10 protein-coding genes and 1 pseudogene are annotated in these 14,913 nt (G+C 69.1%); 4 read left to right on the forward strand and 7 right to left on the reverse strand.

Annotated elements, in window-relative coordinates; genetic code table 11:
• The first annotated feature begins 81 nt into the window (after positions 1–81).
• Both lysM and NHN26_RS03355 read left to right on the forward strand, forming a co-directional pair.
• Complete coding sequence (gene lysM, locus NHN26_RS03350; protein ID WP_132693771.1) at positions 82–510, forward strand: peptidoglycan-binding protein LysM; 429 nt, start codon at positions 82–84, stop codon at positions 508–510.
• Between the two features lie 144 nt (positions 511–654).
• Positions 655–2,550 carry an acyl-CoA synthetase gene (locus NHN26_RS03355; RefSeq protein WP_253088110.1) on the forward strand — a complete coding sequence of 632 codons (1,896 nt, stop codon included), beginning with the start codon at positions 655–657 and terminating at the stop codon, positions 2,548–2,550.
• A 234-nt stretch (positions 2,551–2,784) separates the two neighbouring features.
• Here the strand turns inward: NHN26_RS03355 and NHN26_RS03365 are convergent.
• The 5 genes and pseudogenes from NHN26_RS03365 to NHN26_RS03385 all read right to left on the reverse strand — a co-directional run bounded on the left by NHN26_RS03365 (position 2,785) and on the right by NHN26_RS03385 (position 9,435).
• A pseudogene (locus NHN26_RS03365) lies at positions 2,785–5,119 on the reverse strand (hybrid sensor histidine kinase/response regulator).
• Between the two features lie 94 nt (positions 5,120–5,213).
• Positions 5,214–6,380 carry an RsmB/NOP family class I SAM-dependent RNA methyltransferase gene (locus tag NHN26_RS03370; RefSeq protein WP_253088113.1) on the reverse strand — a complete coding sequence of 389 codons (1,167 nt, stop codon included), beginning with the start codon at positions 6,378–6,380 and terminating at the stop codon, positions 5,214–5,216.
• A 68-nt stretch (positions 6,381–6,448) separates the two neighbouring features.
• Positions 6,449–7,894, reverse strand: a complete 1,446-nt coding sequence (gene guaB / locus NHN26_RS03375; protein ID WP_253088114.1) for an IMP dehydrogenase — start codon at positions 7,892–7,894, stop codon at positions 6,449–6,451.
• 212 nt (positions 7,895–8,106) lie between these two features.
• Positions 8,107–8,385 (reverse strand): N(2)-fixation sustaining protein CowN, encoded by a 279-nt coding sequence (cowN, locus tag NHN26_RS03380; protein ID WP_253088115.1) that lies wholly within the window; start codon positions 8,383–8,385, stop codon positions 8,107–8,109.
• 63 nt (positions 8,386–8,448) lie between these two features.
• Complete coding sequence (locus NHN26_RS03385) at positions 8,449–9,435, reverse strand: TDT family transporter (protein WP_253088116.1); 987 nt, start codon at positions 9,433–9,435, stop codon at positions 8,449–8,451.
• A 467-nt stretch (positions 9,436–9,902) separates the two neighbouring features.
• On the opposite strand from NHN26_RS03385, the gene recA reads away from it, so the two are divergent.
• Both recA and NHN26_RS03395 read left to right on the forward strand, forming a co-directional pair.
• Positions 9,903–10,976, forward strand: a complete 1,074-nt coding sequence (gene recA / locus NHN26_RS03390) for a recombinase RecA (RefSeq protein ID WP_290442788.1) — start codon at positions 9,903–9,905, stop codon at positions 10,974–10,976.
• Positions 10,977–11,084: 108 nt separating this feature from the next.
• On the forward strand, positions 11,085–12,908 hold the full coding sequence (locus NHN26_RS03395) for an ABC-F family ATP-binding cassette domain-containing protein (protein WP_253088117.1): 1,824 nt from the start codon (positions 11,085–11,087) through the stop codon (positions 12,906–12,908).
• A gap of 144 nt (positions 12,909–13,052) precedes the next feature.
• On the opposite strand, the gene NHN26_RS03400 is transcribed toward NHN26_RS03395, so the two are convergent.
• Entirely contained in the window at positions 13,053–13,808 is a 756-nt protein-coding gene (locus NHN26_RS03400; protein ID WP_253088118.1) for an SDR family NAD(P)-dependent oxidoreductase, read from the reverse strand.
• A 75-nt stretch (positions 13,809–13,883) separates the two neighbouring features.
• Positions 13,884–14,738, reverse strand: coding sequence for a TPM domain-containing protein (locus NHN26_RS03405; protein WP_253088119.1), 855 nt, complete (start codon positions 14,736–14,738; stop codon positions 13,884–13,886).
• Between the last annotated feature and the right edge of the window lie 175 nt (positions 14,739–14,913).

Below are 14,913 nucleotides of genomic sequence, written 5' to 3' on the forward strand. Positions count from 1 at the left end.
CCGCGGCGATTTCGTTTGCTTGTCGCAAATCCCTGTCTACTCTGGCGCATCGTTCACGATTTTTGCCGAGGAGGACGGAAAATGGGATTGTGGTCATTCGTCAAGAATGCGGGGAAGAAGCTGGGCGGCCGGGCCGAGGCGGCCGAGGCGCCCAGCGTCGAGGAGTTGCACAAGGAAATCGCCGATCTGGGGCTTGATGCCGGGGGGCTGGAGATCTCGGTCGAGGGCGACAAGGTCAAGGTGACCGGCACCGCGGCCAGCCAGGAAGCCAAGGAGAAGGTGATGCTGGCGGTCGGAAATATCGAAGGCGTGGCCGCTGTCGAGGATGCGGCGGGCGGCGCGGATCCGGTGTTCCACACCGTCGTCAAGGGCGACAGCCTGTGGAAGATCGCGGAAAAGACGCTGGGCAATGGCGCGCGCTATACCGAGATCTTCGAGGCCAACAAGCCGATGCTGAGCGATCCCGACAAGATCTATCCCGGCCAGGTGCTGCGCATTCCGCAGGGCTGATCCCGTCCTGCCCGCCGCAGCGCCCGGCCTGACGTGGCGTTGCGGCCATGGCAGGGGATCTTGCGGCGGGCGGGAAATCCGGCCATCCTGATCCTCCATAAGGGAGAGCGGCGCCGCAGAGAACGGCCCCGGGGAGGAAAGACGATGGCAGCCTATGCCTCACGCGCCGATCGCGACGCGATCGAGGCGGAATCCGACTGGCATGCGCGTCCCGTGGCGCGCAGCATCCATGAGTTCCTGAGCACGACGGCCCGCGCGCATCCAGACCGCCCGGCGCTGAGCTTCCAGATGTTCTCGGACCCCGGGGCGCCGGCCGAGACGCTGAGCTGGGCCGAGCTGCACGGCCGCGTGACCCAGGCCGCGAACCTGTTCCGCCGGCTCGGCATCGGCGAGAAGGACGTCATCGCCTATGTCCTGCCGAACTGCACCGAAACCGCGGTGACGTTGCTGGGCGGGGCCGTGGCGGGGATCGTGAACCCGATCAATCCGCTGCTGGAGGCCGAGACCATCGGTGCGATCCTGCGCGAGACCAATGCCAGGGTGGTGGTCACGCTGCGCACCTTCCCCAAGACCGATGTCGGCCAGAAGGTCGCCGAGGCCGTGCGCCACGCGCCGAATGTGCGCACGGTGCTGGAGGTGGACCTCTTGCGCTACCTGACCGGTGCCAAGAAGCTGATCGTGCCGCTGATCCGGCCGAAGAACCCCGACAACCACCATGCCGACCTGCTGGATTTCCACAAGGAAATGGCAAGGGAACGCGCCGACCGGCTGGATTTTCCCGACCATTCCGAGGACCGGATCGCGGCGCTGTTCCATACCGGCGGCACGACCGGTCTGCCCAAGGTCGCGCAGCACCGGGTTTCGGGGATGATCTACAATGGCTGGCTGGGCCATCGGCTCTTGTTCAGCGAGCAGGACACGCTGATCTGTCCCTTGCCTCTGTTCCATGTCTTTGCCGCCTATCCGGTGCTGATGTCGGTGATCTCGGCCGGGGCGCATGTGGTGCTGCCGACGCCTGCGGGCTATCGCGGCGATGGGGTGTTCGACAATTTCTGGAAGCTGATCGAACGCTGGGGCGTGACCTTCGTCATCACCGTGCCCACCGCCATCGCCGCGCTGATGCAGCGCAAGGTCGATGCCGATGTCTCGACGCTGCGCTATGCGTTTTCCGGCTCGGCGCCGCTGCCGGTCGAGCTTTACCGCCGCTTCGAGGAGGCCACGGGCGTCACCATCTGCGAGGGCTACGGGCTGACCGAGGCGACCTGCCTGGTCTCGATCAACCCGCCGGACGGCGCCAAGAAGATCGGCTCGGTCGGCATTCCGTTTCCCTATACGCAGGTGCATATCCTGAAATGCGATGCCGAGGGCAATGTGCTGGGCGAATGCGAGGTGGATGAGGTGGGCGAGATCTGCGTCGCCAATCCCGGCGTGGTCGAGGGGTCGACCTATACCGATGTCGCCAAGAACCACGGGCTTTTCGCGGGCGGGCGGTTCCTGCGGACGGGCGATCTGGGCCGGATCGACGCGGATGGCTATCTTTACATCACCGGCCGGGCCAAGGACATCATCATCCGCGGCGGCCACAATATCGACCCCGCCGAGATCGAGGAGGCGCTGGCGGGGCATCGCGCCGTGGCCCTTGTCGGCGCGATCGGCCAGCCCGATGCCTTCGCGGGCGAATTGCCCTGCGCCTATGTGGAACTCGTCAAGGACGCCACCGTGACGCCCGAGGAATTGCTGGCCCATGCCAGGATCCATATCCACGAACGCGCCGCGATCCCGAAGCATGTCGAGATCATCGGGGAATTGCCCAAGACCGCGGTCGGCAAGGTGTTCAAGCCCGAACTGCGCAAGCGCGCGATCCGGCGGGTCTATGACGCCGCGCTGGCCGAGGCGGGGCTGTCGGCGCGGGTGGGCGAGGTGGTCGAGGACCGCAAGCGTGGGCTGGTGGCCCGGCTGACGCGCCACGGCGCCGACGACGAGAACGCCCCGCGCGCGGTGCTGGGCAGCTTTACCGTGCCCTGGGAATGGATCGACTGAGCGCGGTGGTTCCTGCGCGCGGGGCGTTGTGCACAGGCTCGATATCGGGCCTTGGGCGGCTGCGTCCCGCTTTGGCGACGTCCCCGATCCGCGGGGGGAGGCCGCGCGCAGCGCAGCCCGACATAGTGGACGGCGCAGGCGGGCGCCCCTTCGAGGAAGGGCGATGGGGACAGGCGTAGGGAGAACAGGTCCGACTGCCGCGTGGCCCTGAAAAAGGCGGCGGGCCGGATTGCCCTAGAGGGCGCCCGCCTCGTCCAGGGGCCTGTCGGACGGTCCGGGCCGGGTGGCAGTTGCACGAAGCTGGCGCTGGACCGTCGCCGTCAGGTCGGCCAGCGAGAAGGGTTTCGGCAGGTAGACCGAATTCGGGATGCGCGCGCGGATCTCTCCGAAACTGTCCTCGGCATAGCCCGAGACGAAGACGACCTTGGTTCCGGGCCGTTCCTGAAGCGCCTGCGCGACCCAGCCCGGCCCGTCGAGACCCGGCATCACCACATCCGTCACGAAGACATCGATCCTGAGCCCGGGATCGGCGAGGATCTCCAGTGCTTCCTCGCCGCTCTCGGCCTCGAGCACGGTATGGCCGCGCATCGCCAGCGCGCGCGATGCGAAGGAGCGCACCGGCGCCTCGTCCTCGACCAGCAGCACCACGCCGCTGTCGGGCAGTTCCTCTTCGGTCTCGGCGGCGGGGATGGCCTCTGCCTCCGCCTCGCCGTGATAGGCCGGCAGGTAGAGCGTGAAGGTCGAGCCCTTGCCCAGTTCGCTGTCGACGAAGATGAAGCCGCCGGTCTGCTTGACGATGCCATAGACGGTCGAAAGGCCGAGCCCGGTGCCTTCGCCCGGACGCTTGGTCGTGAAGAAGGGTTCGAAGATCTTGGTCAACCGGTCGGGCGGGATGCCCTCGCCCTTGTCGATCACCCGGACCACGGCATAGGGGCCCGCGGGCACCACCGCGCGATCGCGCCGGAGCTCGGTCTCCAGTTCGACCGCCTCGGTTTCAAGCCGGATCTCTCCCCCCCCTCGGCATCGCGTCGCGGGCGTTGACCACGAGGTTCATCACCACCTGTTCCAGCTTGCGCTTGTCCGCGCGGATCGGCGGCAACCCCTCGCCATTGCGGATGCGCAGCCGCACGCGTTCGCCCACCAGCCGGTCGAGCAGATGCGCAAGCTCGCCCATCGTGTCGCGCAGTTCCAGCACCTCGGGGCTGAGCGTCTGCTTGCGCGAGAAGGCAAGCAACTGGCCGACAAGGCTGGCCGCGCGGTTGGCGTTCTGGTGGATCTGCACGAGATCGCCGTAATCGGGATCGCCCGCGTCATGGCGCAGCATCAGCAGGTCGCAATGGCCCGAGATTGCGGTCAGAAGGTTGTTGAAATCATGCGCGATCCCGCCGGCAAGCTGGCCGACCGCCTGCATCTTCTGGCTTTGGGTGAACTGCGCCTCGAGCGTCTTCATCTCGGTCACGTCATGCAGCACCGCGACAAGCCCGCTGCCCGCCATCCGCGCCAGTGCGACCTGGACGAACAATTCGCGGTCGTCACGCGCCACGCGCAGCACTTCGGCCATGTTGCTGGCCCGGCCCGCGGCGGCCTCGGCCAGCCAGTCGCTGACGGGCCTGCCCAGCCCCTCCAGCCGCTCGCACAGGTTGAGGCCCGTGCCGGGTTCACCGGCCAGCAACTCGCGCGCGCGGGTATTGGCCAGGCGCACGGTGCCATCGGTATCGAGTTGAAGGATCGCCACCGGCAGCGCGTCGAGCAGCCCCTCCGGCGGCTGGGCCACGCCCCCGCCGCTTCCGGCCGGAAGCAGGTAGAGTTCGCGCAGCCCGTCCCGACCCGGCAACGCCATCAGGCGCCGCCGCAACGGCCCGTCCGCGGTCTCGATCTCGATCTCCTCGCCATCGGGATGGGCGGCGGGCGGCTGGCCGCGGCGCAGGGCCTGCAACGTGGCCGGGACATGGCCCAGAAGGTCCCGCGCGGCCGCATTCGAGGACAGGACCTTGCCCTCGGGATCGAGCCGCAGCATCGGCAATGCGCTGTCGGGCGCGGGCGGTTCACCGCCGTCCAGATGCCAGATGAAGATGCCGGGTGCCGCGCGTTCGACCCGCATGCGCAGCGACGCATCCCCGCCGGGACGGACATGCGTGGCGCCGTCGCCGCGCGCGGCGGCCGAGATCAGGGTCGCAACCGCGCGGTCGGGATCGGCGAAGACCGCCGGAAGGGCGGCGGCCAATGGCTTGCCACGGTTCGCCGCGACCCGTCTGAGCGCGGCGGGATTGGCCAGCAGCACCCGGCCGTGCCCGTCGGTCAGCACGCAGGCCCCCGGCGCCCCGGCACAGAGCCGCCGAAGCCGCCCGGGGGGCAGGCGGCGGCCCCACATGTCGGCGATCCGGAGGAAGGTCGCGAGCGCGGCAAGGGTCATGGCCGCGGAGAGCAGCAGCACCGCGAGCCAGGGAATGGGCACGGCCCGCGCGATCAGCGCCAGCGCGATACCGCCGAGAAAAATGGCCCAGGCCCGCTCCGCATAGGCGGCGGCCGTCTGTCCGAGGCTGGAAAAAGCGGGGGCTAGGCGCGGCAAAGGGCAGACTCCGTTGGGATTCGGATCGGCGTCCCAGTTTGGGCCGCGCCGGTTAACCAGGTGTTAATGATGCGCGCCCGCCCGCGCGCAAGGCTCAATTCCGGCGCAGCACCGCCGCATGGAACCCGTCGCCGCCGTCCAGCGGCGTCAGGCGGCGCTCGGCGACGCGCGTCCAGCCCGGCTGACGCGAAAGGAAGGCCGCGACTTGGCCGCCATTCTCGGCCTCGATCAGCGAACAGGTGGCATAGCCCAGCGCCCCGCCCGGCGCGACCAGCGGCGCGGCGCGGTCAAGAATGCCGGCCTGAACCGCAAGGAGCCGGGCAAGATCGTCGGGACCGGTCCGCCACTTGGCCTCGGGGCTGCGCCGCCACGCCCCGCTGCCCGTGCAGGGCACATCGCAGAGCACGAGGTCGAAGGGCGCAGCGGCCGCGAGGTCATCGGCCGCAACAAGCGTCACCTCGACGCCCGCCCGCGCGGCCCGCGCGGGCAGGTCGCGCATCCGCCCGGGCGCGGCATCATGGGCGAAGAACCGCGCCGACACCCGCCCCGCCAGCGCCAGCGTCTTGCCCCCGCCCCCGGCGCAGAAATCCAGCACGCGCCCGCCCTCGGGCAGCGGCATCAGATCGGCCACCGTCTGCGACGCGGCGTCCTGCAACTCGACCAGCCCCTCGCGCCAGGTACGCGACTGCTGGACGCGGCGGGCATTCGCGGTCACCTCCAGCGCGGTGGGCGAGAGCGGATGCGGCCGGGTCTCGATCCCCTCGGCGGCCAGCGCCGCGGCGGCCTTGTCCCGCGTAGAGCGGCGCAGATTGGCGCGCAGGAAGACCGGCGCGCGGTGGCGCAGCGCCTGCATGATGGGGAGGAAATCGGCCCCGAGGCTGTCGTGCAGCACCGCGGCCAATGCGTCGGGGCAGTCGCAGGCGATCTCTTCGGGCAGGTCGGCAGGGGGGACGGCCTGTTCCGCCGCGGTCAGGGGCGGGGGCGCATGACCCTCGCCGGTGAAGATCGTCCCGGGCGCGATCCCGTCCGCGCGCAGCAGCCCCAGCATCAGCCCGCGTCCGGTAGCGCTGCCCCCGAGCGCGGCAAAGGACCGGCGGCAGCGCAGCGCGTCGAAGACCAGATCGCGGATCGCCGCGCGGTCCTTTGCGCCGGCATACCGGTTCTGCCGTCCCCAGGTGGTCAGGAGCCGCTCGACCGGCGCGCCGGCCAGCCAGGCATCGAGCAGGCCGATCGCCGCGGCGGTCCGCGCTGCGGGCGTCATGGTCGCGATCTCGGGTTCAGCATGAAGATCGGCCCGCAAATTCCTGATATAATTGTTTCAGGATCGCCCTACATTACCCGGTAATTCGGGCTTTCGCGGGTGATCTGCACGTCATGGACATGGGATTCCTTGAGCCCTGCGCCGGTGATCCGCACGAAGCGGCACTTGCTTCGCATCTCTGCGACGGTCGCGCAGCCGGTATAGCCCATCGCCGCGCGCAGGCCGCCCACAAGCTGGTGAATCACGGCCCCTGCGGCCCCCTTGTAGGGCACCTGACCTTCGATCCCCTCGGGCACGAGCTTGTCGCTGGCCGCGTCCTTCTGGAAATAGCGGTCGGCCGAGCCGCGCGCCATGGCGCCAAGGCTGCCCATGCCGCGATAGGACTTGAAGGACCGGCCCTGGTAGAGGATCACCTCGCCCGGGGATTCATCGGTGCCCGCGATCATCGAGCCGACCATCGCGCAGGAGGCGCCCGCCGCGATCGCCTTGGCGAAATCGCCGGAATACTTGATGCCGCCATCGGCGATCACCGGCACATCGCCCGCCGCCCGGGCGCAATCCATGATCGCGGTCAGTTGCGGCACGCCGACGCCCGCCACCATCCGCGTGGTGCAGATCGAGCCCGGCCCGATGCCGACCTTGACCGCGTCCGCGCCCGCGTCGATCAGCGCGCGCGTCGCCTCGGCGGTGGCGACATTGCCCGCCATCACCTGCACGGAACTGCTGGCCTTGATCCGCTCGACGGCGCGCGCCACCCCCTCGGAATGGCCATGGGCGGTGTCGATCACGATCAGGTCCACGCCCGCGTCGATCAGCGCCTGCGACCGCTCGAAACCCGCATCGCCCACGGTCGAGGCGGCCGCGACCCGCAGCCGGCCCAGCTCGTCCTTGACCGCCTGCGGGTTCAGGACCGATTTCTCGGTGTCCTTCAGCGTCAGCAGGCCCGTCAGCCTGCCCGCCTCGTCGGTAATGAGCAGCTTCTCGATCCGCCGCGCCTTCATCAGGTTCAGCGCCTCGGCGCGGTCGACCGGTTCCTTGAGCACGGCGAGGTTCTCGGCGGTCATCATCGCATGGACCGGGGTCGCGTCGCTGGCGGCGAAGCGCATGTCGCGGTTGGTGACGATGCCCACCACATGGCCCTTGCCGTCGATCACCGGGAAGCCCGTGAAATTGTAACGCTCGATCAGCGCCTTGGCGTCGGCCAGCGTCTGGTCGGGGGTCAGCGTGATCGGGTTGTAGACCACGCCGCTCTCGGAGCGCTTGACGCGGCGCACTTCGCGCGCCTGTTCCTCGATGGTGAGGTTGCGATGGATCACGCCGATCCCGCCCGCCTGCGCCATCGCGATCGCCATGCGATGTTCGGTGACCGTGTCCATCGCCGAGGACAGAAGCGGGATGTTCAGCCGGATCGCGCGGGTGACGAAGGTGGCCGTGTCGGCCTGGTTGGGCAGCACCGAGCTTGCGCCCGGAACCAGAAGCACGTCGTCGAAGGTGAGCGCCTCGCGAATCTCCATGGGGATCTCCTGGGGAGTCTTCGTTTGGCGCTTCCCTATTTCACGGGGGGGCGGAAAAGGAAAGGGTCAATCGCGGGGCGTGGACGGGGCGCTCCCGCCCCCGTCCGGCGCAGGGCGCAGGCGCCCGGCTTGTCCGGGGTTGGGCGTGGCCGCGCGCGTGCCGCGCGCGGCGCCTCCGGCGGGGATATTTCGGGCCAGAAGAAGGAAGGGGCTCAGCAGCGGGTCTGTTCGAGGTCGAACAGCAGGTCGAGCGCGGCCCTGTCGTCGCATTCCTCGAAGAAGGCCTGGAGCGCGTTGACCTGACTGCCGACGAAATGCAGGTTGTCCGCCCCCATGCGCGTCTTCTCGGCCAGTTTGCGGTCGAAATAGACGCCCCAGCGCGACTCCGTACCGGCCAGGCGGGCGGCGAGCATCTCGATCAGCCGGTCGGCCTTGCCGGTGCAGTCGAGTCCGAGAAAGCTGACATAACGGTCGGGATTCTGGTCGGTCATGGTGTCATTGTCCCAGGTCTGGTGCCCGGTCCCTTTGCCGGGCGTCGTGGATCGTTCTGCCGCTCAGACGCGGGCGGCGTTGGTCTTGTCTCCGAGCCCGCCACGCGCCCAGGATCGCAGGATCGCGATCAGGATGGGCGGGATCGCGAGCGTTGCAGCGACGAGCACCAGCCCGCCTGCGATGCGCATGGCCCCGACCGGTTCGGCGGCGGCCATGGCGAGGACAAGATTGGCGAGGGCTGCAAGCGGGAAGGTGAATGCGCCCCAGAGCGGCGAGAAACCAGCCGCGAGCAGCCAGGGCAGGCGCAGGAGCAGCATCCCGGCCAGCAGCGCGGCCAGCCCCAGGCAGCCCCAGGCGAGGCCGGGCCGGTCCAGCGACAGGGCCACGGAGCCGAACAGGCAGGCGGGCGCGAGGTGGATCGCAAGCAGCGGGCGCAGCGGCGCGGGCACCTTCTCGCGCAGGGCCTGGGCGAGGCTGGCGCCCCAGATCGCCAGCGCGGCCATGCCCGTCGCGCCCAGCAGAACGGTTGCAAGCAGGGTGAATCCCAGGGCCTGTGCCGGAAGCGCGGCGATGATGACGCCCACGAATTGCAGATGCCAGACCGGGTTCACGCGGCGCTGTCCGGCCGGGCCGCGGATCAGCGTGAGCACAAGCAGCAGGACCAGACCGGCATGCAGCGCGAGACCTGCGCCCAGCAGGGCCAGCGCGACGCCGGGCGCGAGCGGGACCAGCGCCGCCGCGACAAGGTATGTCGCCAGCACCATCGCCGAGAGCCCCGCCTGGCCCGGCAGCACGCGCAGGTCCTCGGTCAGGACGCCCGGCCGCCGCGCGAGTTTCAGCGCGTAGGCCGCAATGCAGAACAGGCAGAGCAGAGTGACAGCCCCCAGGATCATCTCGCCCATCGCGGCGGGGACGGGGAAGACCTCGGCCGCCTGCCGCCAGGCAAGGCCCAGCGAAAGCGCGCCGAGCACTGGAGGAAAGATCGCGGGCGGCGTCTGGTCGCCGAAGTGCGGGCGGGGCGAAAGGGGAGGCGGCAGCGTGCGGGACATGCGGGTGATCTGCCATGCCGCCGAGGCCGGGGCAAGCGGCCGGGGCAGGGGGCGGCGGTCGCGCATGCCGGATGCCCCGCATTGCCCAAATGGCCAGCGCCACGCCCAAGCAAGAGGCCAGCGCAGTGAAGCCCGTGTGATCGGTTCGCAATCGCGAGGGCCATCGCATTGTCGCAATTGCCGGGAGGCGCAGCGGGATACCCTGAAAGGCCACGTTACCCGGACGGGACCGGTTTGCGCTCTGGGGTCGGAAATTTTTATGCGAGCAGAATGGCTTGAGGGGCGCGCAGGTTCAGGGCGGCATCGCCATGTGTCCGTGAACCATTCGTTAACCGATTCCGTCAATGCTCGGGATGCTCGAATTTGACTTGAAATGTTCTCTGTTTGATCCGATACCTGTGAGAACAAGAGGCGAACAAGAGTGGTCATTGCCGCCCGCTTTGGGGTGTGGAATAAGGATGGGACATATGGGCACAGCGAACCTTCTCGACATGGTGGACAAGCGCAATTCCGACAAGCAGAAGGCGCTCGACTCGGCGCTGGCGCAGATCGAACGGCAGTTCGGCAAGGGCTCGATCATGAAGCTCGGCGCCGACAACCCCGTGGCCGAGATCGAGTCGACCTCGACCGGGTCGCTGGGGCTTGATATCGCGCTGGGGATCGGCGGGCTGCCCAAGGGCCGGATCATCGAGGTCTATGGCCCCGAAAGCTCGGGCAAGACCACGCTGACGCTGCATTGCGTGGCCGAGGAACAGAAGAAGGGCGGCATCTGCGCCTTTGTCGATGCCGAGCACGCGCTGGACCCGATCTATGCCCGCAAGCTGGGCGTCGATCTGGACGAGTTGCTGATTTCCCAGCCCGATACCGGCGAGCAGGCACTCGAGATCGTCGATACGCTGGTCCGCTCGGGTGCGGTCAGCATGGTCGTGGTCGACTCGGTCGCCGCGCTGACGCCCAAATCCGAGCTTGAAGGCGACATGGGCGATTCGAATGTCGGCGTGCAGGCCCGGCTGATGAGCCAGGCGATGCGCAAGCTGACGGGCTCGATCAGCCGGTCGAAATGCACGGTGATCTTCATCAACCAGATCCGCATGAAGATCGGCGTGATGTTCGGCAGCCCCGAGACAACCACGGGTGGCAACGCGCTGAAATTCTATTCCTCGGTCCGTCTCGACATCCGCCGGATCGGCGCGATCAAGGACCGCGACGAGGTGGTGGGCAACGCCACCCGCGTCAAGGTGGTCAAGAACAAGGTCGCGCCGCCGTTCAAGCAGGTCGAGTTCGACATCATGTATGGCGAGGGGATCTCGAAGACCGGCGAGCTGATCGACCTGGGCGTGAAGGCCGGTGTCGTCGACAAGTCGGGGGCCTGGTATTCCTTCGGCGACGAACGCATCGGCCAGGGCCGCGAGAATGCCAAGCAGTTCCTGAAGGACAACCCGGATGTCTCGATGCAGATCGAGGACAAGATCCGGGCCGCGCATGGTCTCGACTTCCACATGGGCGATGACGATGGCGGCGACGACGTGATGGAAGCCTGAGCCGGTCCGCGACCGATCCCGTGAACCCGTCGGCGCGCGCCGGCGGGTCTTTTGCTGGCCGCCAGGCGGTCGCTTGACCGCGGGGGCGGGGCGCAGTAGCCAGCGCCCATGGCGCGCGCACCCCTTCTGCAGCTTTCCGGCATCTCGCTGACCTTTGGCGGCAACCCTGTCTTCGAGGGTCTCGATCTGGTGATCCAACCGGGCGACCGGGTGGCGCTGGTGGGGCGCAACGGATCGGGCAAGTCGACGCTGATGAAGGTGATGGCCGGTCTGGTCGAGCCCGATGCGGGGGCGCGTATCCTCTCGCCCGGCACCACGGTCGGCTACATGGAGCAGGATCCCGACCTGTCGGGCTTTGCCACGCTGGGCGATTTCGCCGCCGCCACATTGCCGCCGGGCGAGGAATACCGCGTGGCGATGGTGGCCGAGGGGCTGAAATTCGATCCCGCCACCCCGGTCGCGACCGCCTCGGGCGGCGAGCGGCGGCGGGCGGCGCTGGCCCGTCTTCTGGCCGAGGCGCCGTCTCTGATGCTGCTGGACGAGCCGACCAACCACCTGGACATCGAGGCGATTGCCTGGCTGGAATCGCAACTGGGCGAGACACGCTCGGCCTTCGTGCTGATCTCGCATGACCGGGCCTTCCTGCGCGCGCTGGCGCGGGCGACGCTGTGGATCGACCGGGGCGAGGTGCGCCGCCAGGAGCGCGGCTTCGAGGCGTTCGAGGAATGGCGCGACAAGGTCTGGGCCGAGGAGGACGAGGCGCGCCACAAGCTCGAGCGCAGGATCAAGGCCGAGGGCCGCTGGGCGGTCGAGGGGATATCGGCCCGGCGCAAGCGCAACCAGGGACGGCTGCGCGCGCTGGCCACGATGCGCGAGGACCGCGCGGCGATGATCCGGCGGCAGGGCACCGCGGCGATGGCGCTGGACTCGGGGCCGCAATCGGGCAAGCGGGTGATCGAGGCCAAGGGTATCTCGAAAAGCTTTGCCGACCGTGCGATCCTGCGCGATTTCAGCCTGCGCATCCACCGGGGCGAGCGTGTGGCGCTGGTCGGACCGAACGGCGCGGGCAAGACGACGCTGTTGCGGATGCTCACCGGCGAACTGGCGCCCGATACCGGCGAGGTGGTCCTGGGCTCGAACGTGCAGATGGCGGTGTTCGACCAGAACCGCGCAGCGCTGGACCCCGACATGACGTTGTGGGAAAGCCTGACCGGCGATCCGGAGATGCGCGTTTCGGGCAAGGCCGACCAGGTGCTGGTGCGTGGCCAGCCCCGCCATGTTGTCGGTTATCTCAAGGATTTCCTGTTCGACGAGGCGCAGGCCCGCGCGCCGGTCCGCGCGCTGTCGGGCGGCGAGCGGGCGCGGCTTCTGCTGGCGCGGATCATGGCGCGCGAGTCGAACCTTCTGGTTCTGGACGAGCCGACGAACGATCTGGATGTCGAGACGCTGGATCTGTTGCAGGAATTGCTGTCGGACTATGACGGCACGGTGCTGCTGGTCAGCCATGATCGCGATTTCCTCGACCGGGTGGCGTCCACCACCATCGCGATGGAGGGCGACGGCAAGGCCGTGGTCTATGCCGGGGGCTGGTCCGATTACCGAGGTCAGCGGGGGGGCGTGAGCGATGCGCGGCCATCCGAGAAGCCTGCCGCCCCGGCTCCGAAACAGGTGCCCAGGAAGGCGGAAAGGGCCGCGCAGGGGCTGAGCTTCACCGAAAGGCACAGGCTCGATGCGCTGCCCGCGGAGATCGCGCGGCTGGAGGCCGAGATCGGCAGGATCGAGGCGCTGCTGGCCGATCCGGAGCTGTTTGCGCGCGATCCCTCGAAATTCGCGAGGGCGAGCGAGGCGCTGGCCGAACGACAGTCAGCGTTGTCCGAGGCCGAGGAGGACTGGCTGATGCTGGCCGAGAAGGCCGAGGCGGCCGAACGCTAGCCGGGGGGAGCGGTTTCGCCCCGGCTTGCGCCGGGACGACCGGGTGGGGGGCGCTGCCCCCCGTCCTTCGGACTCCCCCCGGGATATTTGCGGCCAGAAGAAGCAGGGATAGGGGTTTTCCCGGCGAGGCCGGATCGGGCGGCCTCAGCGCATTCTCAGCGCGCCGTCGAGCCGGATCACCTCGCCGTTCAGATAGCAATTCTCGATGATGTGGCAGACAAGGGCCGCGAATTCCGCCGGATCGCCCAGCCGTGGCGGGTTCGGCACGTCGGCAGCCAGCCCGTCCATCACCTCCTGGCCCAGACCTTCGAGCATCGGGGTGCGGAAGACGCCGGGTGCGACGGCCATCACGCGGATGCGCAGATTCGCAAGGTCGCGGGCAAGCGGCAGGGTCATCGCGGCGACACCGCCCTTGGAAGCGGCATAGCCGGCCTGGCCCTTCTGCCCGTCGAAGGCGGCGATCGAGGCGGTGTTGACGATCACGCCGCGGCAGCCATCGGCCTCGTGATCGTTCCCGGCCATCTCGGCGGCGGCCAGGCGCAGCACGTTGAAGCTGCCGATCAGGTTGATCTCGACGGTGCGGCGGAAGCTTTCCAATGCGTGCGGCCCGTTCCGGCCCAGAAGCCGCTCGGCGGTGGCGATGCCGGCGCAGTTGATGCAGGCGGTCAGTCCGCCCATCTGCGCGACCGCCTCGCCGATGGCCTGGGCGACCGAGGTTTCGTCGGTGACATCGACCGGCTGGAAGCCCGCGCCGATCTCGGCCGCCAGCGCCATGCCGCGCTCGGCGTCGCGGTCGAGGATGGTCACCGCCGCCTCGCCCGCGCAAAGTGCGCGCGCCGCCGCCGCCCCGAGACCCGAGGCGGCCCCGGTCACGATCGCCTTGGTTTCGCTTATCCGCATGGTTTCCCCTCCCTCTCGGCCCGTCCGGCCAGTGCTAGCCGCGGCGCGCGCGACTTGTCCATGCGTCCTTGCGGCCTACCAGCGTCCGCTGGCGCCCCCGCCCGAGGACCGGCCGCCGCCGAAGCCGCCGCTCGACCCGCCGGGGCGCGAGATCGGGTAGGTTTTCGTGTCGCTCCGCCCGCAGGCGGGGCAGGAGGTGACCTGTCGGCCTTCGCCCGCCTCGGCGCTTGTGGCGGGGCGGATCACCTCGCGGCTCCGGTGCAGGCCGCGATGGCCGCAACCGGGGCAGCGCCGGACCCGCAGGCCCAGATCGCCCAGCCGCCGCCGGAAGGCGACCGCCAGAAAGAAGGCCGCGAACAGCAGCGGCGGCAGAAGCCCCGCCCCCCATCCGCCCGTGCCCGAGCCGGACCCGGGCGGCTTGCCCGCGGCATGGGGCCGGGCGATGCGGGCGATGGCGGCCATGGTGCCGGTCTCGATCCCCTCGGAATAGCGGTCCTCGCGGAACAGGGGCAGGAAGCTCTCCTCGACCACATCGCGCGCCACGCGGTCCCAGTCGCGCGCGTAACCTGCGCCCAGTTCCAGCCGCATCTCGCGGTCGCGATGGGCAACCAGAACAAGGATGCCGTCATTGCGCGTCGCATCGCCCACGCCCCAGGTGTTGAAAAGGTCCGTCGCGAAATCCTCGAACAGGCCGACATAGCCGTAAACGGACCGGCGGGCGATGGTCACCACGGTCATCTCGACCCCGGTTTCGGCCCGCAGCGCGGACAGCGCGGCGCGCAGGCGGTCCTCGGCCGCGGCCTCGATGATCGCGGCATGGTCGTTGACAAAAAGATCGTCAGGCGCGGGCCAGTTGCCGGTCTGGGCAAGTGCCGGGGCCTGCGCGACCAGCAGCGGGATCGTCAGGATCAGGGCAAGGCGGCGGGCCATGGGCGGTCTCCGGGGAGGCGGGGAGCGATTGTCCGGAGGCTGGGCGAGCGGCTGCCGCTTGTCCAGCCCCCGCCCGGCGGAAAGTTGCCGGGCGGGGAGCGTGGAACAGGCGCGGTGTCACATCCCCGTGTTCGTCCCTTTCACTGCAGGCGATGCAGCCCTTTTTACAGTATCA

Source organism: Rhodovulum tesquicola (genome assembly GCF_024128855.1).
GTDB classification, from domain to species: Bacteria; Pseudomonadota; Alphaproteobacteria; order Rhodobacterales; family Rhodobacteraceae; genus Rhodovulum; species Rhodovulum tesquicola.